The 22,454-nt window shown below is 65.3% G+C and carries 14 protein-coding genes and 1 tRNA gene; 7 read left to right on the top strand and 8 right to left on the bottom strand.

The genetic code is table 11. The annotated features are described in order from the left end of the window. The first annotated feature begins 54 nt into the window (after positions 1–54). The 5 genes from WNB94_RS13865 to WNB94_RS13845 all read left to right on the top strand — a co-directional run bounded on the left by WNB94_RS13865 (position 55) and on the right by WNB94_RS13845 (position 9,896). The gene (locus tag WNB94_RS13865) at positions 55–3,567 is read left to right on the top strand and encodes a transglutaminase family protein (RefSeq protein WP_341391004.1); all 3,513 of its coding nucleotides are present in this window, start codon (positions 55–57) and stop codon (positions 3,565–3,567) included. Positions 3,568–3,612: 45 nt separating this feature from the next. Then, complete coding sequence (locus tag WNB94_RS13860; RefSeq protein ID WP_341391003.1) at positions 3,613–6,225, top strand: circularly permuted type 2 ATP-grasp protein; 2,613 nt, start codon at positions 3,613–3,615, stop codon at positions 6,223–6,225. Next, entirely contained in the window at positions 6,222–7,220 is a 999-nt protein-coding gene (locus WNB94_RS13855) for a transglutaminase family protein (protein ID WP_341391002.1), read from the top strand. Before WNB94_RS13860 ends, WNB94_RS13855 begins: the two co-directional genes overlap by 4 nt. Before the next feature lie 155 nt (positions 7,221–7,375). Then, positions 7,376–8,812 (top strand): circularly permuted type 2 ATP-grasp protein, encoded by a 1,437-nt coding sequence (locus WNB94_RS13850; RefSeq protein WP_341391001.1) that lies wholly within the window; start codon positions 7,376–7,378, stop codon positions 8,810–8,812. A gap of 127 nt (positions 8,813–8,939) precedes the next feature. After that, entirely contained in the window at positions 8,940–9,896 is a 957-nt protein-coding gene (locus WNB94_RS13845; RefSeq protein WP_341391126.1) for an alpha-E domain-containing protein, read from the top strand. A 21-nt stretch (positions 9,897–9,917) separates the two neighbouring features. Here the strand turns inward: WNB94_RS13845 and WNB94_RS13840 are convergent, their stop codons facing one another. The 3 genes from WNB94_RS13840 to WNB94_RS13830 form a co-directional block, all read right to left on the bottom strand. After that, on the bottom strand, positions 9,918–10,190 hold the full coding sequence (locus tag WNB94_RS13840) for an oxidative damage protection protein (RefSeq protein ID WP_341391000.1): 273 nt from the start codon (positions 10,188–10,190) through the stop codon (positions 9,918–9,920). 18 nt (positions 10,191–10,208) lie between these two features. Beyond that, entirely contained in the window at positions 10,209–11,591 is a 1,383-nt protein-coding gene (argA, locus tag WNB94_RS13835) for an amino-acid N-acetyltransferase (protein WP_341390999.1), read from the bottom strand. A gap of 82 nt (positions 11,592–11,673) precedes the next feature. After that, positions 11,674–13,167, bottom strand: a complete 1,494-nt coding sequence (locus WNB94_RS13830) for an amidase (RefSeq protein ID WP_341390998.1) — start codon at positions 13,165–13,167, stop codon at positions 11,674–11,676. Positions 13,168–13,243: 76 nt separating this feature from the next. Here WNB94_RS13830 and hrpA point away from each other — a divergent pair, with 76 nt between their 5' ends. Beyond that, complete coding sequence (hrpA, locus tag WNB94_RS13825) at positions 13,244–17,125, top strand: ATP-dependent RNA helicase HrpA (RefSeq protein ID WP_341390997.1); 3,882 nt, start codon at positions 13,244–13,246, stop codon at positions 17,123–17,125. On the opposite strand, the gene WNB94_RS13820 is transcribed toward hrpA, so the two are convergent. The 4 genes from WNB94_RS13820 to WNB94_RS13805 are packed head-to-tail and all read right to left on the bottom strand — an operon-like array spanning position 17,085 to position 20,240. Continuing rightward, a complete protein-coding gene (locus tag WNB94_RS13820) occupies positions 17,085–17,753 on the bottom strand; it encodes a PqiC family protein (RefSeq protein WP_341390996.1) in 669 nt (222 codons plus the stop codon). The two genes, hrpA and WNB94_RS13820, sit on opposite strands and share 41 nt — an antisense overlap. Beyond that, positions 17,750–18,727 carry an MlaD family protein gene (locus WNB94_RS13815; RefSeq protein ID WP_341390995.1) on the bottom strand — a complete coding sequence of 326 codons (978 nt, stop codon included), beginning with the start codon at positions 18,725–18,727 and terminating at the stop codon, positions 17,750–17,752. The genes WNB94_RS13820 and WNB94_RS13815 overlap by 4 nt, the downstream gene beginning before the upstream one ends. Beyond that, positions 18,724–19,476, bottom strand: a complete 753-nt coding sequence (locus WNB94_RS13810) for an ABC transporter ATP-binding protein (protein WP_341390994.1) — start codon at positions 19,474–19,476, stop codon at positions 18,724–18,726. The genes WNB94_RS13815 and WNB94_RS13810 overlap by 4 nt, the downstream gene beginning before the upstream one ends. A 2-nt stretch (positions 19,477–19,478) precedes the next feature. Continuing rightward, positions 19,479–20,240, bottom strand: coding sequence for an MlaE family ABC transporter permease (locus WNB94_RS13805; RefSeq protein ID WP_341390993.1), 762 nt, complete (start codon positions 20,238–20,240; stop codon positions 19,479–19,481). 112 nt (positions 20,241–20,352) lie between these two features. Here WNB94_RS13805 and WNB94_RS13800 point away from each other — a divergent pair. After that, positions 20,353–20,429, top strand: a tRNA-Pro gene (locus tag WNB94_RS13800). A gap of 290 nt (positions 20,430–20,719) precedes the next feature. Here the strand turns inward: WNB94_RS13800 and WNB94_RS13795 are convergent. Further along, on the bottom strand, positions 20,720–22,249 hold the full coding sequence (locus WNB94_RS13795; protein ID WP_341390992.1) for an ATP-binding protein: 1,530 nt from the start codon (positions 22,247–22,249) through the stop codon (positions 20,720–20,722). Positions 22,250–22,454 lie beyond the last annotated feature (205 nt).

Below are 22,454 nucleotides of genomic sequence, written 5' to 3'. Positions count from 1 at the left end.
CGTGCTCCTGTCAGTGTCCGAGCCAGCCCCGGGCCCACCTCAGCGGAGATCCGAGTGTCCATTCACGTTGCCCTCAACCACGTCACCCATTACCGTTACGACCGTCCGGTCAACCTGTCGCCCCAGGTGATCCGACTTCGTCCCGCGCCGCATTGCCGCACGCGCATCCTGTCGTACTCGATGCGTGTCGACCCGGTGGTGCACTTCATCAATTGGCAGCAAGACCCGTTTTCCAACCACCTGGCCCGCCTGGTGTTTCCAGAGCAGACGACCGAGTTCAAGATCACGGTCGATCTGGTGGCCGAGATGGCCGTCTACAACCCCTTTGACTTTTTTCTTGAGCCGCACGCCGAGAACTATCCCTTCCAGTACGACGAGGCCTCGCTACACGATCTGCAGCCCTACCTGGCCAAGGCCGAGCTGACCCCGGCGTTCAAGGCCTTTGTGGACAGCATTGACCGCACCGAGGTGCGCACCATCGACTTCCTGGTGGCCCTCAACCAGCGGCTGCAACGCGACATCAGCTACACCATCCGCATGGAGCCTGGCGTGCAGACGCCCGAGCAAACGCTCACGCTGAAGTCCGGTTCATGCCGGGATACGGGCTGGTTGCTGGTGCAGGCCCTGCGTCACATGGGCCTGGCAGCCCGGTTTGTGTCGGGCTACCTCATCCAGCTCAAGGCCGATGTGGCCTCGCTGGACGGCCCGTCGGGCACCGAGGTCGATTTCACCGACCTGCACGCCTGGTGCGAGGTGTTCCTGCCCGGTGCAGGCTGGATCGGGCTGGACCCCACCTCCGGCCTGCTGGCCGGCGAGGGCCACATTCCCGTGGCTTGTACCCCTGACCCCACGGGGGCGGCCCCGGTGACGGGTGCGGTGGACGAGTGCGAGTGCGAGTTTGATCACCACATGGCCATCACGCGCATCTACGAAAGCCCGCGCGTGACCAAGCCCTACACCGACGAGCAGTGGCAGGCCATCGACGCCCTGGGCCGAGAGGTTGATGCGCAACTGGTGCAAGGTGATGTGCGCCTGACCATGGGGGGCGAGCCCACCTTCGTGTCGGTGGACGACCGCGACGGCGCCGAGTGGAACACCGACGCCCTGGGCCCCACCAAGCGTGGCCTGGCCACCACCTTGGTGCACAAACTGCGTGCCCGCTACGGCGAGGGCGGCTTTCTGCACTTTGGGCAAGGCAAATGGTACCCAGGCGAGCAATTGCCACGCTGGGCGCTGTCGATTTTCTGGCGCACCGATGGCCAGCCCTGCTGGCACGACCCCTCGCTGTTCGCCGACGAGCGCAACAGCGTGCACTACACCACCGACGACGCCAAGCTGTTCATCGACACGCTGGCCACCAAGCTGGGGGTGGGCAGCGCCCACGTGCAAACCGGTTATGAAGACACCTGGTACTACCTGTGGCGCGAACGTCGCCTGCCCGTGAATGTGGATCCGATGGACTCGCGTCTGGATGACGAGCTGGAGCGCGTGCGATTGCGTCGGGTGTTTGATCAAGGGCTGGACCATCGGGTGGGCTACGCCTTGCCGCTCAAGCGCGAGCAGGCCCTGGGCCTGAGCGGCCCGCGCTGGATCACGGGCCCGTGGTTCTTTCGTGACGAACGCATGTACCTGATCCCGGGCGACTCCCCCATGGGCTACCGGTTGCCGCTGGATTCTCTGCCCTGGGTGACCGCGTCTCAATACCCCTTCCTGCACGAGCACGACCCCTTCGCGCCCAAGGATGCGCTGGCCGACGCGGCGGTGCTGCGCGCCCAGTACGGCGCGCACCAGGTAGGGGGCGGTGTGGCCGAAGGTGGGGTCGTGGGTGTGCAAAACCTGGGCGTCGCTGGTGCCGCTGGCGCTGGGCTCAATGGGGAATGGGGGCAACTGCCGGCCAATCCTCGTGCGGCCCGTGGGCCGGGGGCGCCCACTGCCTCGGTGGACCCCAGCCGCGTGCCCAGCCGCTTCGAGTCGGCCCACTGGATCACCCGCACCGCCCTGTGCGTGGAAGTGCGCAACCCCGACCGCGCCAGCGGCCCCAGGGTCGAGACCGAAGGGCAGGGCGGTGGTGTGATGTACGTGTTCATGCCACCGCTGGCCAGCCTGGACGACTACCTGGACCTGGTGGCCGCCGTGGAGGCCACGGCGGCCGATCTGGGCATGCACATCGTGCTGGAGGGCTACCCGCCACCGCGCGATTCGCGCCTGAAGGTGCTGCAGGTCACCCCCGACCCAGGCGTCATCGAAGTCAACATCCACCCTGCACATGACTGGGACGAGCTGGTGGACCACACCGAGTTCCTGTACCAGGCCGCACATGAAACCCGCTTGTCCACCGAGAAGTTCATGGTCGATGGCCGCCACACCGGCACCGGCGGGGGCAACCACTTCGTGCTGGGCGGCGCCACCCCGGCCGACAGCCCCTTCCTGCGTCGCCCGGATCTGCTGTCGTCACTGCTGACCTTCTGGCACAACCACCCGTCCCTGTCGTATCTGTTCTCGGGGCTGTTCATCGGGCCCACCAGCCAGGCGCCGCGGGTGGACGAGGCCCGCACCGACCAGGTCTACGAGGTCGAGCTGGGCCTGCAAGAGATCGAGCGCCAGCTGGCCATCTGGGGCCAATGCCCGCCCTGGATGATCGACCGCACGCTGCGCAACCTGCTGATCGACGCCACCGGCAACACCCATCGCAGCGAGTTCTGCATCGACAAGCTGTACTCGCCCGACGGTCCCACCGGCCGCCTGGGCCTGCTGGAGCTGCGCGCCTTCGAGATGCCCCCGCACTCGAAGATGAGCCTGGTGCAGCAACTGCTGCTGCGCGCCTTGCTGGCCTGGTTCTGGAAAGAGCCTTACACCGGCCATGGCGCCCAACGCCTGACCCGCTGGGGCACGGGCCTGCACGATCGCTTCTTGCTGCCCACCTTCGTGGAGCAGGATTTTGCCGATGTGCTGGCCGAGCTCAACCAGGCCGGCTACGACTTCCTGCCTGAGTGGTTTGCGCCGCACTTCGAGTTCCGGTTCCCGTTCGTGGGGGATGTGGCCGCAGGCGGTCTGCGGCTGACCTTGCGCACGGCCCTGGAGCCCTGGCATGTGATGGGCGAAGAGGGGGCCCCTGGCGGCACCGTGCGCTATGTGGATTCGTCCATGGAGCGCATGGAGGTGCGCGTGACCGGCCTGAACGGCAACCGACACGTTGTCACCGTCAATGGCCATGTGCTGCCCTTGCACCCCACCGGGCGCGTGGGCGAGTACGTGGCCGGCGTGCGCTACCGTGCCTGGCAGCCGCCTTCGTGCCTGCACCCCACCATCGGGGTCGATGCACCGCTCACCTTCGATGTGGTCGACAGCTGGTTGCAGCGTTCGCTGGGCGGGTGCCAATACCACGTGGCGCACCCGGGTGGCCGCAATTACGACACGTTCCCCATCAATGCGTACGAGGCCGAAAGCCGTCGCCTGGCGCGTTTCTTCCGCATGGGGCACACGCCGGGCAAGATGGTGGTCAAACCCTTGATGCCCGGCATCGAGCATCCGCTTACACTCGACCTGCGTCGGGCCAAAACCGCGTGATGCCCGTGAGTGACGGCCTGACCATGAAGCGATTGCTCCCACCCCATGTCCTCGTCCCTGCAGCTGTTTGACGATCCGGTGTCACCGTCCCTGGTGGCCCAGGATCTGCTGCGCCGGGCTCGCTCAGCCGATGCGGGCCACCACGACGAACTGCGCGACGACGAAGGGGCGATCAAGCCGGCCTGGGCCGACTTCGCATCCCACCTGGGCGCGCCGTTGGACGACCTGGAGCGTCGCCGCGAAATCCTGGCACGCCAGATTCGCGAAGATGGCGTCACCTACAACGTTTACGGTGGCGAGCAGGGCATGGCCCGCCCCTGGTCGCTGGAGGTCTTGCCGCGCATCGTCGCTGCCGACGAATGGCGCCAGCTTGAGCGTGGCGTGGCCCAGCGCGCCCGCCTGCTCAACCAGATCCTGCTGGACGCCTATGGCGATCAGCACCTGCTGAAGAAAGCCATGCTGCCGGCGGCCCTGGTGCTGGGTCATCCGGGTTACCTGCGGGGCCTGCAGGGTGTGCGTCCCCTGGGAGACATCTACCTGCATGTCATGGCCTTTGACCTCGTCCGTGGGCCCGATGGTGCCTGGTGGGTGGTGTCTCAACGCACCCAGGCCCCATCGGGGCTGGGTTATGTGATGCAGAACCGGCTCATCGTCTCGCGCCTGTTTCCAGAGGCCTATCGGCAGATGAGTGTGCAGCACCTGGCCAGCAGCTATCGGCGCATGGTTGAAACCGTGTCAGAGCTGGCAAGCCCCTGTGCAGGAGGCGACACCCCCCGCCTGGCCTTGCTCACGCCAGGCCCTTACAACGAAACCTATTTCGAGCATGCCTACCTGGCCCGTTACCTCGGACTGCCCCTCGTCGAAGGGGGCGACCTGGTCGTGCGTGACGAGCGTGTCTTCATCAAGACCGTGCAGGGCCTGGAGCCCATCCATGGGCTCTTGCGTCGCCTGGATGACGACTTCTGTGATCCGCTGGAGTTGCGCTCCGATTCCACCCTGGGCGTGCCGGGGTTGATGCAGGCCGTGCGTGCCGGCCATGTCGTGCTGGCCAATGCCCTGGGTACCGGCTTTCTGGAGTCGCCAGCCGTGCACGGATTTCTGCCCGCCCTGTCCAGGCACTTGCTTGGTGAAGAGCTGGCCTTGCCCTCGCTGCCCACCTGGTGGTGTGGCGAAGGCGCTGTGTGGGATGCCGTGCGCCCCGAGCTGGCAGAGCACGTCATCCGCCCGAGCTTTCCGCACATGGGCACGCCCGGGTTTGGCAGCCACACCCAGCGCCTGGATTTCGACACGGTGGTGGCGCGCACGCTCACGGCCCCGGCGCTGGCCGCCTGGCGAGATCGCATTGACCGGCGTCCGGCCGACTACACCCTGCAGCGCTTCCAGCCCTATGCCCAGACGCCCGTGTGGGACGCTGGCATGGTGCGGTTGCGCAGCGCCTCGTTGCGCGTGTATGCCCTGGCCGACGGGCGGGGACAGTGGCATGTGCTGCCCGGTGGCATGACCCGGATCGCCACCCGAGATGCCGGCCCGGTGTCCATGCAACTGGGCGGCTCCAGCCTGGACACCTGGGTGCTGACCCAAGGCCCGGTGGACACCTTCTCGATGCTGCCCTCCGCGGTGCGCCTGGACGAACTGGTGCAGCGGCAACGGCCGGTGGCCAGCCGCACGGGCGAAAACCTGTTCTGGATGGGGCGTTACACCGAGCGTGCCGAGCTGCAGTTGCGCCTGGTGCAGTCCCTCCTGGATTTGCGCGCCAGTGACGACGATCTGGTGCCGGCCCCCCTGCACGCCGTCTCTCAACTGGCCGAGTTCAATGGCCTGGTGCCGCCGGCGGTGCCCTCGCTGGTGAAATCGCCGCGCGTGTTCGAGCGGGCCATGCTGGAAGCCCTGGGCGACGGGCGCGCCTCTCAGGGAGCCTGCAGCCTGGGCTACAACCTGGTGGCCATCGAGCGCACGGCGCAAGCCCTGCGTGACCGACTCTCGCCCGCCCATGCGCGCCTGCTCAGGCAGATGTCGCGAGACTTTGAGTCGGCCTTGCGCCCTCCTGACGACTCGGTAGACGCCTTGAGCCTGGACGCACAAGCCGAACGCGCGCAGGCGGCCCTGGATCACCTGGCGGTGCAACTGGCGGCTGCCACCGGCGCCCAGACCGACCGCATGACGCGAGATGCCGGCTGGCGCCTGTTGTCGGTGGGGCGCCTGATCGAGCGCCTGTCCGGGCACGTCAGCATGCTCAAATCGTTCTGGAGCGCCGATGCGCTGGCGCACCCGCAAGGAGGCGATCTCTTGCTGGACCTCTTTGACAGCGCCATCACCTTCCGCGCCCGCTTTCAGCGGCGGCTGGAGCAGGGGCCCTTGCTGGCCCTGCTGGTCATGGACGAGGCCAACCCCCGGTCTCTGGCCTGCGTGCTGCGCCGTTTGCGCACCGAGTTGGGCAAGTTGCCCGACCGTGGCAGCGGCACCACCGACCTGCTGGCCCTGCTGCCGCACCAGGGCGTGGGCGCCACGTTGCAAGAGCTCTGTGATCCCGAGCACGGGCATGAGGCGGTGCTCAACCTCCTCAACCGGCTGCTGGACGCCAGTTGGCGCCTGTCTGACGAGGTGGGGCGGCTGTACTTCGCCCACGCCGAGCCTGAAGATGCGATGGTGAGTGCATGAGCACACCGATCGAGTCCCCATCGCTGCTGCACGAAGCGATCACCGCCGCCCGAGACCCTGACTGGTCGCAGGATTGGGCCCGGTTGTCGGTCGAGCACGAAACCCTGTACGACTACGCCTCGGCGGTGGACCACGCCCAGCACATCGCCTGCCTGCGGCCGCTCACCGACCAGGGCCAGACCCTGTTGCAGTTCGAGATGGACGTGCGCCCCGCGCCGGCACAGCACAGCGTGCGCCGCGATGCACATGGCAACAGCCGCGCCTATTTCGCACTCAATGCGCCGCACCACGAACTGCGGGTGGTGGCGCGCAGCCAGGTGCTGGTGCGCCGTCGCCATGCCTCACTGGACCCCACTCAAAGCCTGAGCTGTGCCGCCTTGCGCGACCACCTCACCTACCGTGCCAAGGCCCCCTTCGAGCCAGCCAGCGAGTTCCTGTTTGCCTCACCGTTCGTGCCACTGCATGCCGACCTCAAGCGCTACGCCGAGGTCTCCTTGCGTCCGGATCGCCCCGTCGCCGAGGCGGCCATCGACCTGATGCGGCGCATCCACACCGACTTCGAGTACGCCCCGGCGTCCACCGACATTTCCACGCCCGTCATCGAAGTGCTGCGTCAGCGCAAAGGCGTCTGCCAGGATTTTGCCCACCTCATGATCGCCTGCCTGCGCTCATGCGGCCTGGCTGCGCGGTATGTCAGTGGCTATTTGCTCACCCGCCCGCCGCCGGGGCAGGCGCCCCTGGTGGGTGCGGACGCCTCGCACGCCTGGCTGAGCCTGTGGGTGCCTGGTTTGAGCCCGGACGGGCAGGACGACTGGCTGGATCTGGACCCCACCAACAACTGTGTGCCAGCCTTGCACCATGTCAGGGTGGCGCAAGGGCGTGACTTTGGCGACGTCACCCCCCTGCGGGGCGTGATCCGAGGTGGCGGTGAGCACACCTTGGTGGTGCGCGTGACCACCCGCCTGCTGGACGAATCCGCCCAATCTGGGGGCTAAGGCGCCATCTTGGTGCGATCATGTGCCTTCATGTGGCAAGCTGTGCTGGATGTGCCCGAAATCTGTGCCCAACGGCCGATGCCCGGGACAAAGCTGGCACAGTCCATGCATCTGCTGAGTAAACGCAGCAACCACACCCTTCACGGGGACCATCGATGCGATTTTTCGACGAGATGCACGCTGGCGGCACCGAGGTGCGCGACCACTACAAAACCTACGATCGCTGGCTGAACCGACAGCCCACCGATCAGATGCGCTCTCGGCGTGAAGAAGCCGAGATGATCTTTCGGCGGGTGGGCATCACGTTCGCGGTGTATGGCGACAAGGACGAGGATGGTTCGGGCACCGAGCGCCTCATTCCTTTCGACCTGATTCCCCGCATCATCCCGGCGGCCGAATGGCGCGAGATGGAAAAGGGCCTCAAGCAGCGGGTGACCGCGTTGAACCGGTTCCTGGAAGACGTCTACCACGACCAGGAAATTCTCAAGGCGGGCGTGATCCCGTCAGAGCCCGTGCTGCACAACGCCCAGTTCCGCAAGGAGATGATGGGCCTGAATGTGCCTGGTGGCATCTACTCCATCATCTCGGGCATCGACATCGTGCGGGCCTGCAACCCCGATGGCAGTGGCACCTACTACGTGCTGGAAGACAATCTGCGCGTGCCCAGCGGCGTGAGCTACATGCTCGAGAACCGCAAGATGAGCATGCGCCTCTTCCCGGAGCTGTTCTCGGAGCACCGGGTGGCGCCTGTCGCGCACTATCCTGACTTGCTGCTGGACACCCTGCACGCCATGTCACCCGCAGGGGTCAACGACCCGGTCGCGGTCGTGCTCACCCCGGGCATGTACAACTCAGCCTATTTCGAGCACGCCTTCCTGGCCCAGCAAATGGGCATCGAACTGGTGGAGGGGCAAGACCTCTTCGTCAAGGACGACTTCGTCTACATGCGCACCACGCGCGGACCGCAGCGTGTGGACGTGATCTATCGCCGCGTGGACGACGATTTCATGGACCCGGAGGTCTTCCGCAAGGACTCGACCCTGGGCGTGGCCGGCCTGCTGCGTGCTTACCGTGCGGGCAACGTCACGCTGGCCAACGCGTTTGGCACCGGCATTGCCGATGACAAGTCCATCTATCCGTACGTGCCGCGCATGATCGAGTTCTACCTGGGCGAAAAACCCATTCTGCAGAACGTGCCCACCTACATCTGCCGCGAAGCCGACGACCTCAAGTACACCCTGGACAACCTGTCCGAGCTGGTGGTCAAGGAAGTGCACGGCGCGGGCGGCTACGGCATGCTGGTGGGGCCTGCGGCCACCAAGGCCGAGGTCGAGACCTTCCGCAAGGTGCTGCTGGCCAACCCGAGCAACTACATCGCTCAGCCGACGCTGTCGCTGTCCACCTGTCCCACCTTCGTGGACAGCGGCATCGCGCCGCGCCACATTGATTTGCGCCCCTTTGTGCTGTCGAGCAGCAAGGAAGTGCGCATGGTGCCGGGGGGGCTGACCCGTGTGGCGCTCAAGGAGGGCTCCCTGGTGGTCAACAGCTCGCAAGGCGGGGGCACCAAGGACACCTGGGTGCTGGAAAGCTGAACACCATCGCCATCAAAGGGGAGGCCACATGCTCAATGAACGCATCGAACACCATCTGCCCCGGCACCTGCTGACACACACACCGGGCCGCGCTCGCCGCCGTGCCGCCCATCTGGAGACCAAACCCATGCTCTCGCGCACCGCCGACCATTTGTTCTGGATGGCCCGCTACATGGAGCGCGCCGAAAACACCGCGCGCCTGCTGGACGTGAATTACCAGACGTCCTTGCTGCCGCAATCCAGCGAGGCGGCGCAGGCCGGCTGGCGTGGCTTGCTGGGCATCAGCGAGCTGACGGCCGAATACCTCAAAAAGCACGACTCCATCAATGCCCGTGAGGTCATGGAGTTCATGGTGGTCGACCCGGGCAACCCGTCCAGCATCGTCAACTGCCTGCGTGCCGCCCGAGAAAACGCCCGTGCGGTGCGTGGCGCCCTGACCACCGAAGTCTGGGAAACCATGAACCAGACCTGGCTCGAGTTCCATCGCCTGATCAAATCAGGCGCCATGGCGCGGGACCCGGCCGATGTGTTCGAGTGGGTGAAGTTTCGCTCGCACCTGTCGCGTGGTGTCACGCTGGGCACCATGCTGCAAGACGAGTCTTTCCACTTCCAGCGCATTGGCACCTTCCTGGAGCGGGCCGACAACACGGCGCGCCTGCTGGATGTGAAGTTCCATGCCCGCAACACCGAGTACTTCGGCACCGGCATCGGCAACGAGGCCAAAGAGGTGGATTTTTACCACTGGTCGGCCGTGCTGCGCTCGGTCTCGGCCTTCGAGGTGTACCGCAAGGTCTACCGCAACGTGATCCGCCCCGAAAAGGTGGCCGAGTTGCTGATCTTGCGCCCCGACATGCCGCGCTCACTGCTGGCCTGCGTCAACGAGGTGGTCTCCAACCTCGAGGCCGTGGCCAATGACCACAGCGACGACACCCTGCGCCGCGCAGGCCGCCTGCGCGCCGATTTGCAGTTTGGTCGCATCGACGAAATCGTGGCCACCGGGCTGCACGCCTACCTGACGCAGTTCCTGGACCGCGTCAGTGACCTGGGCTATGGCATCAGCCGCGACTTCCTGATGCCCGCCTGACAGGCTCGTGCTCAGGCCTGATCAGGCCGACGGGGGCACGTAGCCCTGCACCTGCTCGGCCCCGTCGCCAAAGAAGAACTGCTCCATCTGGCGGGCCAGGTACTGGCGCGCGCGCGAGTCGGCCAGGTTCAGGCGGTTTTCATTCACCAGCATGGTCTGGTGCTTCATCCACAGTTGCCAGGCTTCCTTGCTGATCTCGTTGTAGATGCGCTTGCCCAACTCGCCCGGGTACGGCGGGAAGTCCATGCCCTCGGCTTCTTTGTTGAGGTGCTTGCAATGAATGGTGCGTGCCATGGTGTGTCCAGGTCTCGGTTATTTCAAGGGTTTGACCAGCACTTGTGATCGCCGGTCCCATTTGTAATGACGTTTTCGGGCCTCGGGCAACCAGCCCGGGTCCACCGGGGCGAACCCCCGTTTGATGAACCAGTGCATGGTACGCGTGGTCAATACAAACAGTGTGGACAGGCCCATTGCCCGAGCGCGTTGCTCGATGCGCTTGAGGATGCGCTCGCCGTCGCCCTGGCCCTGCACCGCCGGTGAGATCGTCAGGGCGGCCATCTCGGCCGTGCCGGCCTCTGGGTAGGCGTGCAGGGCCGCGCAGCCAAAGATCACGCCATCGTGCTCGATCACCGTGTACTGGGCAATGTCACGTTCAATCTCGGTGCGGCTGCGTTTGACCAGGGTGCCGTCTTGTTCGAAGGGCTCAATCAGTTGCAGGATGCCGCCCACATCGTCCGGGGTGGCCTCGCGCAGGCTTTCCAGTTTCTCGTCGACGATCATGGTGCCCACCCCGTCGTGGGTGAACACCTCCATCAACAGGGCCCCATCCACCTTGAAGGGGATGATGTGCACGCGCTCCACGCCGCCCTCGCTGGCCTTGACCGCGTGCTGCAGGTAGTAGGCGGTGTCGGTGGGCTCGGTGGGGTTGGGCAGGGCGCCCAGCAGGCGCTTGGCGTCGGCCAGGGCCAGTTCCTGGTCGATTTCTTCATCAGGGTCGTGCTGCCGCGCCTCCAGTTCCACCGCGCGCAGTGGCTCGGCCACGATGCTTTGCAGGATGCCGCGCACTTCCGTCACGAACACCAGCTTGTCGGCCTTCAGGGCGATCGCGGCGCTGGTGGCCACGTCTTCCATGCTGAGGTTGAAGGCCTCGCCAGTGTGCGAAAAGCCGAATGGCGAGAGCATCACCAGCGCACCGGTGTCCAGGGCCCGGCGCACCGCCATGGCGTCGATTTTGCGCACCAGGCCCGTGTGCATGAAGTCCACGCCATCCACGATGCCCACCGGACGTGCCGTGACGAAATTGCCCGAGATCACGCTGATCGAGGCGCCGGCCATGGGCGTGTTGGGCAACCCTTGAGAAAAGGCAGCCTCGATTTCATAGCGCAGTTGCCCGGCAGCCTCTTGTGCGCAGTCCAGGGCCAGCTCATCGGTGATGCGCATGCCGTGACTGAACTTCGAGCTGTGGCCTTTGGCGCGCAGCTGTTCTTCCAGTTGGGGCCGAAAGCCATGGGCCAGCACGATGCGGATGCCCATGGCATGCATCAGCGCCAGGTCTTGCACGAAGGCCGCCAGCTTGCCGGCGGCCACCAGCTCGCCGGTCAGGCCCACGACGAAGGTTTTGCCACGGTGAGCGTGGATGTGGGGCGCCACCGAGCGAAACCAGGGCACGAAGAGATGGGGAAAGACCAGGTCCATGCAGGCTGCAGACAAGACAATGCAAAAAAGCCGGCGCAACCTCTGCACCGGCCAGACAGTTCTCAGCCGTGATGTTACGGGATCACGACCCCGTGTGCAGCGCCGGGCGACGCTCAAACCAGGGTTGAGCCTGTTCCAGTTGGGCGGCCAGCCGCAGCAGCAGCCCTTCGCCATCCAGTGGCGCCACGAACTGCACGCCCAGCGGCAGGTTCTGTGATGTCCAGTACAGCGGTACCGACATGGCCGGTCTCCCTGTCAGGTTGGCCAGTTGGGTGTAGGGCGTCCACCCCAGGTTTTGCAGCACGGTGTTTTTGAAGCTGCTGGTGTGGCGCATCACGCCGGCCAGGCCCATTCGCCTGGCCACATCGCTCAGTTGCGCCAGGAGCCAGGGGGTGTCCATCGAGCCGATGGTCACGGGGGGCGCGGCCACGGTGGGGGTCAGCCAGAGGTCGTGGTGCGCATGAAAACGCGCCACGTCGTGGATGTGCGTGTTCCAGCGTGCCTCGCAGGCCAGCAGTTCCACCGCCGAGATGCTGCGCCCCACGGCGGCCATCAACAGGCTGTCGGGCTCGAACTGGTCGTCGCTGGCGCCGGTCTGGGCCTTGACGGTGTCGATGATCAAGGCTTGCGCACAGAACCAGGCCAGCAGAAAGTCCTCTGCCAGTTGCACACCATTGACCGGGCTGGCAACTTCTTCCACATGGTGTCCGAGTTGCGTCAGCAGGCGGGCCGCGTGCTCCACCGCGCGCACCGCCTCGGCATCCACGGGCGTGCCGATGGGCGATGCCGTGGTGAATCCGATTCGCAGCGGCCCCGGTGGGGTGTGAATCTGCTCGGCATAGGGTGTGGTGGGCGCCGGCATGAAGTAGGGGGCGTGAGGCTCAGGGCCTTGCAGCACGTCCATCATGGTGGCGCTGTCGCGCACGCTGCGCGAGACGATGCCCTGCACGGCGATGCCGTTGAGGCCTTCGGCCATCAGGGGGCCCATGGAGATGCGCCCCCGTCCAGGCTTGAGGCCGAACAGGCCGCAGGCCGACGCCGGGATGCGGATGGACCCCCCGCCGTCGTTGGCACCCGCCATGGGCACGATGCCGGCGGCCACGGCGGCGGCCGATCCCCCAGACGATCCGCCAGGGGTGCGGCTCGGATCCCACGGGTTGCGCGCCGGCCCCCAGGCTTGGGGCTCGGTCACGTTGCGTGCGCCGAACTCAGGTGTGTTGGTTTTGCCAAAAATCACCAGGCCAGCGCGCTTCCAGCGTTTGACGACGTCGCTGTCTTCGGCCGCCGGCACCTGGCGCAGGGCCTGGTTGCCACAAGAAGAGGGCAGGCCGCCGATGTCTTGAAACAAGTCCTTGGCCAGAAATGGCACGCCGGCAAACGGAGCATCAGACGGCGGCGGGACCTGCGCAGCCGCACGCGCCATGTCGTCCATTCGGCGCACGATCGCGTTCAGCGATTGGCATTCATCAGCACGGCTGAGCGCCGCCGTGAGCAACTCGTCCGGATGCACCTCACCTTGCCGTACCAGCTGAGCCAGACCGACCGCATCGTGGCGCACGTAGTCATCAAATCGCATGGTGAAATTCCGCTTTGAAGAACACAGCGCCGGATAATGCGGCACTTTTCGCTCATTCGGCCCCCCGTTGTTTCCCGTGTTGCCAGCCATCACCTTTCCCGAATCCTTGCCTGTCTCTGGCAAACGCCACGAGATCGAAGTCGCCCTGCGCGAGCACCAGGTCATCATCGTGTGTGGCGAGACGGGCTCGGGCAAGACGACGCAGTTGCCCAAGATTGCGCTGTCGCTGGGGCGGGGCGGTTGGGGGCAGCCGCGCGAGCATGGCAAACGCCCGAAGCTGATTGGCCACACGCAGCCTCGCCGCATTGCGGCCTCCAGTGTGGCCAAGCGCATTGCCGAAGAGCTCAATACCCCTTTGGGCGAGGTGGTGGGCTACAAGGTGCGCTTCCAGGACCGGCTGCAGCCCGGCTCATCGGTCAAGCTGATGACCGACGGCATCTTGCTGGCCGAAACCCAGGGTGATCCGGACCTCAAGGCCTACGACACCATCATCATCGACGAGGCCCACGAGCGCAGCCTGAACATCGACTTCCTGCTGGGCTACCTGCGGCAGTTGCTGCCGCGCCGGCCGGATCTGAAGGTCATCGTCACCTCGGCCACCATCGACGCCGAGCGTTTTGCCAAGCACTTCGAATCCGCCAAGGGGCCGGCGCCGATCATCCTGGTGTCGGGGCGCCTTTTTCCCGTCGAGCAGCGCTACCGGCCGTTTGAAGAAAGCCGCGAGTACGGCCTGAACGAAGCCATCGCCGATGGGGTGGACGAACTGTGGCGCGAGGGGTCGGGCGACATCCTCGTCTTTTTGCCTGGTGAGCGCGAGATCCGCGAAGCCGCCGACCACCTGCGCAAGCACCTGGCCCACGGCCGCATCGTGGCCGAGGTGCTGCCGCTGTTCGCGCGCCTGAGCCAGCAAGAGCAAGACCGCGTCTTCCAGACCGGCAACGGCCGGCGCATCGTGCTGGCCACCAACGTGGCCGAAACCTCGCTGACGGTGCCGGGTATCCGCTACGTGATCGACAGCGGCAGCGCGCGCGTCAAGCGCTACTCGTTCCGCAACAAGGTCGAGCAACTGCAGGTCGAGCCCATCAGCCAGGCGGCGGCCAACCAGCGCGCGGGCCGCTGCGGCCGGGTGGCCAACGGCATCTGCATCCGCCTGTACGACGAGAAGGACTTCAACGCGCGCCCGCGCTTCACCGACCCCGAGATCCTGCGCTCGTCGCTGGCGGGGGTGATCCTGCGGATGAAGTCGCTGCACCTGGGACATGTGGAGGACTTTCCCTTCATCGAGCCGCCGCTGCGCAAGGCGATTGCCGACGGCTACCAGCTGCTCAATGAGCTGGGCGCGGTGGATGACGACAATCAGATCACCAAGCTGGGCACCGAGCTGGCGCGCCTGCCGCTGGACCCGCGCGTGGGCCGCATGATCCTGGAGGCCAAAGACCGTCAGGCCCTGGCCGAGGTGCTGGTGATCGCCGCGAGCTTGAGCGTGCAGGACGTGCGCGACCGGCCCATCGATCAGCAACAGCAGGCCGACACCAAGCACAAGCAATTCGACGACGAGAAGTCGGAGTTCATGGGCACGCTCAAGCTGTGGAAGTGGCTGGATGAATCGCGTGGTGGGCATGGGCACCATGAGCCTGGCGCCCCCGAGAAACACAAGCTCAGCCACCGCAAGTACGAAGCCCTGCTGCGCGAGAACTTCATCAACCCGCGCCGCGTGCGCGAGTGGAAGGACGTGCACACGCAACTGCACACCGTCGTGGCCGAGCACAACTGGCGCTTGAACGGCTCGCCCGCCACCTACGAGCAGGTGCACCTGTCGCTGCTGTCGGGCCTGCTGGGCAACGTGGGTTGCAAGAGCGATGACGAAGAGTGGTACCTGGGCGCACGGGGCATCAAGTTCTGGAAGCACCCGGGCGCCAACCTGAGCAAGAAGCCCGGGCGCTGGATCCTGGCGGCCGAGCTGGTCGAAACCACCAAGCTGTATGGTCGTGGCGTGGCCAACATCGACCCGCAGTGGCTGGTGTTCATGGGGCAGCACCTGCTCAAAAAGCAGCTGCTGGAGCCGCACTGGGAAAAGAAGGCCGCCGAGGTGGTTGCCCTGGAGCGTGCGACGTTGTATGGCCTGGTCGTCTACAACAACAAGCGCGTCAACTTCGGCCTGGTCAACGCCCGCGAGGCCCGCGAGGTCTTCATCCGCGAGGCCCTGGTGGGGCAGGAGTGGGAGACCCGTCTGCCCTTCCTGGCGCACAACCGCAAGCTGATCGCCCAGGTGGAGCAGCTGGAGCACAAATCCCGCCGGCAAGACGTGCTGGTGGACGACGAGCTGATCCACGCCTTCTACGACGCGCAGGTGCCGCCCGATGTCATGAGCGGCGCCACCTTCGAGCGTTGGTACAAGCACGCCAGCCGCGAGAACCCCAAGCTGCTCTACCTGAGCAAAGAAGAGTTGATGCGCCACGAGGCGGCGGGCATCACCAGCGCGGCCTTCCCGAAGTACATCCGTCTGGGCGGTGTGGACTGTGCGGCCGCCTACCTGCACGAGCCCGGCGATGCCCGCGATGGCGTGACGGTGACGGTGCCCATCTACGCGCTCAACCAGGTCAGCGAAGAGCGCGGCGAGTGGCTGGTGCCGGGCATGCTCAAAGACAAGGTGCTGGCCCTGGTGAAGAGCCTGCACCAAAAGCCACGCGCGCGCCTGGTGCCCTTGCCCGATTACGCCGAAGGCTTTGTGCAGTCGGCCGAATTTGGGCAGGGCAGCCTGATGGAGGCCTTGCTCAAGGCCGTGCGCGACAAGACCCAGCTGGACGTGAAGCGCAACGACTTCAAGCTGGACATGCTGTCGCCACACCTGTTCATGAACTACCGCGTGGTGGATGAGCACGGCCGCCAGTTGGGCATGGGCCGCAACCTGCCGGCGCTCAAGGCCGAGCTGGGCTCGCTGGCCCGTGGGGCCTTCCAGGCGCTGGCGGCGCTCAAGGCCAAAGAGGTGGTGCAGGGGGGCGATGCCCAGCCCGATGCGGGCAAGGTGGTCCAGGCGGTCAAAGCCGCGCCTGCACGAGCGCCCGGCACCGCGGTGGCCACCAAGACCCAGCCCCCCGCTGCGTCAGCCAGCACGCCCTTGACCGACTGGACCTTCGGCGAGCTGCCCGAGCTGATGGAGATCCAGCGCGGCGGCCACACCCTGATCGGCTTTCCTGCCTTGATCGACAAGGGCACGCACGTCGAGATCGACATCTTCGACGAGCCCGATGTGGCCGCCGCCAAGCACCGCGCGGGTCTGCGCCGCTTGGTGGCCCTGCAGATCAAGGAGCCCCTGAAGTACCTGGAAAAGAACATCCCGGGCCTGCAGAAGATGGCCATGGTCTACATGCCGCTGGGCACGGCCGACGAGCTGCGCGACCAGATCATCGAGGTGGCGCTGGACCGCGCCTACCTGGCCGACCCCCTGCCCAGTGATGCGGCCAGCTTCAAGGCCCGGGTGGAGGAGGGGCGCACGCGCCTGAACCTGATTGCGCAGGAGGTGGCCCGGCTGGCGTCGGGCATCCTGACCGAGTACGCGGCGGCGGCGCGCAAGCTCAAAGACGCCAAGCCACCCAAGGATGTGGCCGATGACGTGAACGCTCAACTGCAGCGCCTGATGCCCAAGCGCTTCATCGCACAGGCGCCCTATGCTCAACTGCAGCACTTCTCACGCTACCTGAAGGGCATCACCCTGCGCCTGGACAAGCTGCGCGGTGACCCTGCGCGCGACAACCAGCGCATGGCCGAGCTGCGGCCGCTGGACCAGCGCTACACCCGCCGTCTGGCCGAGCTGAAGGGCACCCACGACGCGCGGCTGGACGAGTTCCGCTGGCTGCTGGAAGAGCTGCGCATCAGCCTGTTTGCGCAAGAGCTGCGCACCCCGCAGCCCGTCAGCCTCAAGCGCCTGGAGAAGGTGTGGGCGCAGATGTCGGCGTGAGCGGAGACGCGGGCGGCGGACTGACGTTCAACACCTTGACCAGGGACTCGGCCAAGGCCTTGTTCATGCGGGCCAGGGCGGCCACCTGGGCCTCAGGCGTGTCGCCATCGATGGCTTGACGGTGTTGCCATTGGCCTTGCAGCCCTCCACCCTCAGGCACGCGGGGCCCTGGCGGTTGGATTTGCCACTGCACCACGGCCACCACCTCGCCTGCCGCGCGTTGAATCTCCAGACTTTGGTAGCTCACCTGCACGGTGCCCGCGCCGGGGGCGCTGCAAGGCGCTTCGCACCAGCGCCAGTCTGGCTGCAGCGCCTGCAGGCTTTGCGCCAGGTGGCGCGTCAGGTTCACTTCCACACGTTCTGCCCAGCGCGCCTGGGGCCATTCGGCAAAGCTGTTGAGGCCATCCCGATAGCGCAGGGCGGTGGTCTGCAGGTACTCCGGCACGCGCAGCCGTTGCACCACGACCCACGGCGTTGTGGCCGAGGTGCTGTCGCTGTGGTCGGCGGCGGACGTGACCGCAGGCAATGCCAGCCAGGTTGTGGGCGTTGGCGGGGCAGAGCCGCAACCAATCAGGCTGGTGGCGGCCAGCAGCAGCCCCCACCGGATCGACGTGTTGATGCCATTCATGGGGCCTTGCCTCCAAAGAGCAGGGTGCTGGGGTGCCGGTCAAGCTGATCGGCAAACGAACGCAGGCTGCGCGAGGTTTGCGACAAATCGGCCAGGGCGCTTTCCAGGTCGGCCCGCATCGGGGCGCCCGGGGCGCTGAGCTCGGCGATGCGGCTCATGGCCAGTTGCGCCGCGTCGGCCGCTTGGCGCGTGTGCAGCAGGGTTTGGGCGATGTCAGGCTGGGCTTGGGTCACTGTCTTGGTCGAGGCCTCTGCCAGCGTCTGCACCGACACCAGCGTGGCCTGGGTCTGGGTCCGCACATCTTTGAGCACCTCCGACACGGTGCCCAGCGTGGCGCGCGTCTGTGCGGCGGTGGCATTGATTTCCCGGCCACTGGTTTGCAGCGTGCGCTGTGTCACCAGCAGGGTCTGGTCCAGGGTGTCGAGCGTGCGCAGCAGCTTGGCCATCAGGTCCGCCACAGGCAGGTCTTGCACCTGCGCGATCAGTGCGTCCAGCTTGTCTTGGGTGGTGGGGATTTCAGGCAGTTTGTTGCGGCCTCCGCCCAGCAAGGCCGGCGGGGTGTCTGCCCTGAAGTCCAGCTCAACGCCCATCTGCCCGGTCACGAAACTTTGCAGGCTCAGTCGGGCCCGCAGACCTCGCTGCACAAAGTCGGCGATGTCCAGTTCACCATCGCGGCTTCCGTTGGACTGGATGCGCAGCGCAGTGCCGGTTTGCAAAGCGATTTCCACGGGGATGCGTGTGTCCAGGCTGTCGCCATCCACCACCAGGCCGATGCGACGAACCTCGCCTACCTTCACGCCCCGAAAGCTCACCGGCGCCCCCACGTACAGGCCTTTGACGCTGCCGTCGAAGTACACCACCGCGTCATGTTGCTGGTTGAACAGGCCGGTTTGCCCCACGGCCAGGATGCCGCCGACGATCAGGGCCAGCGCGGCCATCACGAAGGTGCCTACCCAGAATCCAGCGCGTTTCATGGTGTCAAGATCTCCTGTCGGCGCATGAAGGCCTGCACCGTCGGGTGCATCACCTCCTCGCGCAATTGTCGTGGGCTGCCCTTGCCTATCGGTTGCTTGCTGTCGGCATCCAGGAAGAGCGCATCATCCACGATGCCATCGATGCTGGCCAATTCATGCGTCACGATGATGATGGCCGCCTGCGTGCGCTCGCGCACCGCCAGGATGAGTTGGTCCAGACGCACCGAGCTGATCGGGTCCAGCCCGGCCGAAGGTTCGTCCAGAAACAGCAGGCGCGGTTGGGCCACGATCGCTCGGGCCAGGCCCACCCGCTTCTTCATGCCGCCGCTCAGCTCGGCGGGCAGCCGGTGCGCGGCCTCGGCCATGCCCACCCAACCCAGGGTTTCCAGCGCCACTTCGCGACAACGTGCCTCGGGCCAGCCCTTCAATTGGGCCAGCGGCAGCATGACGTTTTCCAGCGTGGTCATGGATGACCACAGGGCTGCGCTTTGAAACAACACCCCCATCTGCGCACGCAGGGCCTGTTGCCTGTCAGGTGATGCCGCCCAGAAGTCATCACCATCGATGCACACCTGGCCGCCGCTCGGACGATGCAGGCCCATCAGGCTGCGCAGCAGCGTGCTCTTGCCGCAACCACTGCCCCCCAGCACGCCAAAGATGGTGCCTGGCGCCACGTCGAACGACACGTTCTCCTGGATGAGGCGCTCGCCATGGCGAAGCGCCAGTTGGTGCACGATCAACAATGCCATGCTCACACTCCCAGCGCGTTGGCGCACACCGCGAACACCGCGTCGATGGCGATCACCCCCACGATGCCAGCCACCACGGCGCGGGTGGTGGCCTGGCCCACGCCAGCCGCATCACGATCGGCCTGCAGGCCGTGGTGACAGCCCGCCAGCGCCACCAGCAGACCAAACGCAAAGCACTTGCTGAAACCCAAGCCCAGGTGGGCCAGGCTCAGTGCCTCGATGCTGCGGTTGGTGTAGACGACAGGCGGCAGGTCCAGCAAGCTGGCACTGACGGCGTAGCCGCCAGCAAGACCTGCCACGCAGGCGAAGCCGTACAACAAGGGCAGCATCAGCAAGAGTGCCAGCACACGCGGCACCACCAGATAGGCCACGGGCTGAATGCCCAGCACCTCCAGTGCGTCGATCTCTTCGTTGGCCTTCATGCTGGCCAGCTCGGCCGCGAAGGCGGCACCCGTGCGGCCTGCCATCACCACGGCGGTGATCACGGCCGCCATCTCGCGCGACACCGCAATCGCCACCAGATCCGCCACGAACACGCCCGCGCCAAACTTCAGCAACTGCACGGCGCCCACGAAGGCGATGATCGCCCCCACCAGCAGGTTGACGACCAGCACGATCGGCAGGGCCTGGGCGCTGGACGCCAGCAACACGCGCACAAAATCGGCACGCCGGAAGCGCCAGCCGTGGCCCAGGCCTTTGATGAGGGCCAGACCCACATCGCCCAGCAGGGTGATGGACTGGGCCAGGCCGTGGTGCAGCGTCATCGATCGCATGAGGCCCGAGTGTGCACCGAATGTCGGGTGTTGCCGACACGGGGCTGTCATGCAGTCATCCCCGCGCGGCATGATCAGCCGGGCGATGTACAATCTCAGTCTTCGGGGTGTAGCGCAGCCTGGTAGCGCATCTGCTTTGGGAGCAGAGGGTCGTGAGTTCGAATCCCACCACCCCGACCAATCAAACAACGGGTTGGCTCTTCTTGAGCCAGCCCGTTTTTTTTTAAATATCAACGCCCTTTTTGATGGCGCGCGGCTTTGCTTCCATCTTCGCTGCTTTCAGCGCCTCAACTGTGCGTTGTCCTGGAACGGCACGCTGAGTGGTCTTGGCCCCGCCGTGGTGAAACAAGTCAACCCAATGCCTGTGGCTGTTTGGTCTCGCAGTGCGCATTGCGCTGATGCGGGTGGCTGTGCATGGCTTTGGACTTCACTTTGCAAAAGTGCACAGCGTGAGCTTGTCTGGCCTGAACTCAGTGGACCAGCCAGGTCCGGAAGTCACGCAGGTCAACACAGATCCACCCCTGCTGTTGTAGTGCGGTGCGTTGCAAGTCAGTGAAGCGAGGGGCATACAAGGCACGTTCCTGTTTCCATCCTTTGAAGCGCTTGCCGTTGCTGGTGGACAGAAAGTCCTGGATGTGTTGATGAGTTTTGGCAAGTGAGGCGCGGTCGTGTTTGGTCTCTGAGCGTTTGCAACTCCCAAAGCGCACGGTTTGCTCGGTTTCGTTGAGGGCCACGATGTCGATTTCAACGAGGCGAGAGGCATCGTGTGGCCGGTTCCAGTAGCCGGTGACCATGTCGGTCAGGGCAAAGTCGCCCACAGCTCGCCGAGAGGCTTCGGCCATGAGCTTTCTGATCATCCGCTCGAACACATGCCCCTCGTGGGTCGCGAGCTTGTGCGCGGTGATGTCGAGTGCGCGAGACAAGGGCTGTACTCGCGCAGCTTGCACACCGGGCTCGATGGCGGCCAACCAGGCCGCCAGGAAGTTGTCGCTGATTTGATAGCGTGCCTGACGGCTGCCGCTGGCTTTGGCAAAGACGGGTTGCTGCCGTTCGACCAGGCGGTATCGGTCAATCAAGGTATTGAGGTAGTTGGCAATGGGCTTGTCGTCACCCGTACTTTGCTGGTAAGCGTCACTGAGTTGCTGGTGTGCGCAGGGCTGTTGTTGGGCCAACAGGCGCAAGATCGAGACACTGGCGCCGCGTAACTCACGCATGAACCAGGTTCCAGCTTCCTCAGCCAATGGGGCGGAGGTAGAGAAAAACAAGGCCTCTGCTGCACGCATGCCCAGGTTATCCATGGGGGCGGAAAGGCCCGGGTTGATCGGCACAAAAACGCCCTGGTTGGCGCAATCGCGGTAGAACTTGGGCACGCCTTCAAACAGTCCCCACAGGCTGAGCCAGTCTTCAGGTTCGGTCACACCATGGTCATCAAACACCTGAAACAGGGTGTGGAAGTCCCAGTGGTCGAGCGCCATGCGGTCAGTGACCCGGGCGTAAAGGGGTGAGCTGCGATCTTCGAGCAGCGCGGTCATCTCGGTGTGGATGGAGCCCAGCACAAAGATGCCCCCACAGGCGCTTCCTGTGAGTTGATCAACCTCGGCCTGCAGCAACGAGGTGAAGGCCGACAGCGATTTGCGATTGAAGTACTGGAATTCGTCGAGGATGACGACCCAGCCCGCATGGCACAAGGTGCCGATGGCTTTGGCCATGTCCGAGAATCGGCGCAAGCTGTCGGGGTGCAGGGTGGCTGGCAGCCCCATGGGGCTGGCCGCTTTGAGGGCGTCAGCAAACACGGCCACCACGTCACGCTCGTCACTGTCAGGCACTTGCAGGTACACGGCCTTTGCGGCCTGGGGCAGCGCCTGGAGCGCTTCGCGGATGAGCGAGGTCTTGCCGATGCGACGTCGGCCACTGATGGCGCAGAAGAACCAACGCTGACGCGACAGCAGTCTGTGCATGCTGTCGAGTTCGTCGCTGCGGCCGTAGAATTTCCAGGACATCGCTTAAGGTGATTTGTTTATTGCTATTCAATTTTTGCTCAAATCACCAATAAATTCAATGATTTATTGGTGAGTTGATCTGCTGTTTGCCAAGGCTCCAGCAGTGGCCGTTTCACAAGAGTGATGGTCGGTGAAGGGGCGTTGTTGCATCTCGGCGCGGTCACGGTCTCGCGCCCGCGTCACCTCGGCAATCGATACTTAACAC

This window comes from Aquabacterium sp. A3, assembly GCF_038069945.1.
Taxonomy (GTDB): Bacteria; Pseudomonadota; Gammaproteobacteria; order Burkholderiales; family Burkholderiaceae_C; genus Aquabacterium.
The sequence above is the reverse complement of the archived record's forward strand: the minus strand, read 5'-3'. Positions and strand labels throughout refer to the sequence as shown.

Excerpts from the sequence above, each read along its gene's own strand:
- WNB94_RS13840 (WP_341391000.1), bottom strand. The coding sequence starts at position 10,190 with ATGGCACGCACCATTCATTGCAAGCACCTCAACAAAGAAGCCGAGGGC.
- WNB94_RS13815 (WP_341390995.1), bottom strand. The coding sequence starts at position 18,727 with ATGAAACGCGCTGGATTCTGGGTAGGCACCTTCGTGATGGCCGCGCTG.
- argA (WP_341390999.1), bottom strand. The coding sequence starts at position 11,591 with ATGGACCTGGTCTTTCCCCATCTCTTCGTGCCCTGGTTTCGCTCGGTG.
- WNB94_RS13850 (WP_341391001.1), top strand. The coding sequence starts at position 7,376 with ATGCGATTTTTCGACGAGATGCACGCTGGCGGCACCGAGGTGCGCGAC.
- WNB94_RS13810 (WP_341390994.1), bottom strand. The coding sequence starts at position 19,476 with ATGGCATTGTTGATCGTGCACCAACTGGCGCTTCGCCATGGCGAGCGC.
- WNB94_RS13820 (WP_341390996.1), bottom strand. The coding sequence starts at position 17,753 with ATGAATGGCATCAACACGTCGATCCGGTGGGGGCTGCTGCTGGCCGCC.
- WNB94_RS13860 (WP_341391003.1), top strand. The coding sequence starts at position 3,613 with ATGTCCTCGTCCCTGCAGCTGTTTGACGATCCGGTGTCACCGTCCCTG.
- WNB94_RS13830 (WP_341390998.1), bottom strand. The coding sequence starts at position 13,167 with ATGCGATTTGATGACTACGTGCGCCACGATGCGGTCGGTCTGGCTCAG.
- WNB94_RS13845 (WP_341391126.1), top strand. The coding sequence starts at position 8,940 with ATGCTCTCGCGCACCGCCGACCATTTGTTCTGGATGGCCCGCTACATG.
- WNB94_RS13805 (WP_341390993.1), bottom strand. The coding sequence starts at position 20,240 with ATGACGCTGCACCACGGCCTGGCCCAGTCCATCACCCTGCTGGGCGAT.
- WNB94_RS13855 (WP_341391002.1), top strand. The coding sequence starts at position 6,222 with ATGAGCACACCGATCGAGTCCCCATCGCTGCTGCACGAAGCGATCACC.
- WNB94_RS13795 (WP_341390992.1), bottom strand. The coding sequence starts at position 22,249 with ATGTCCTGGAAATTCTACGGCCGCAGCGACGAACTCGACAGCATGCAC.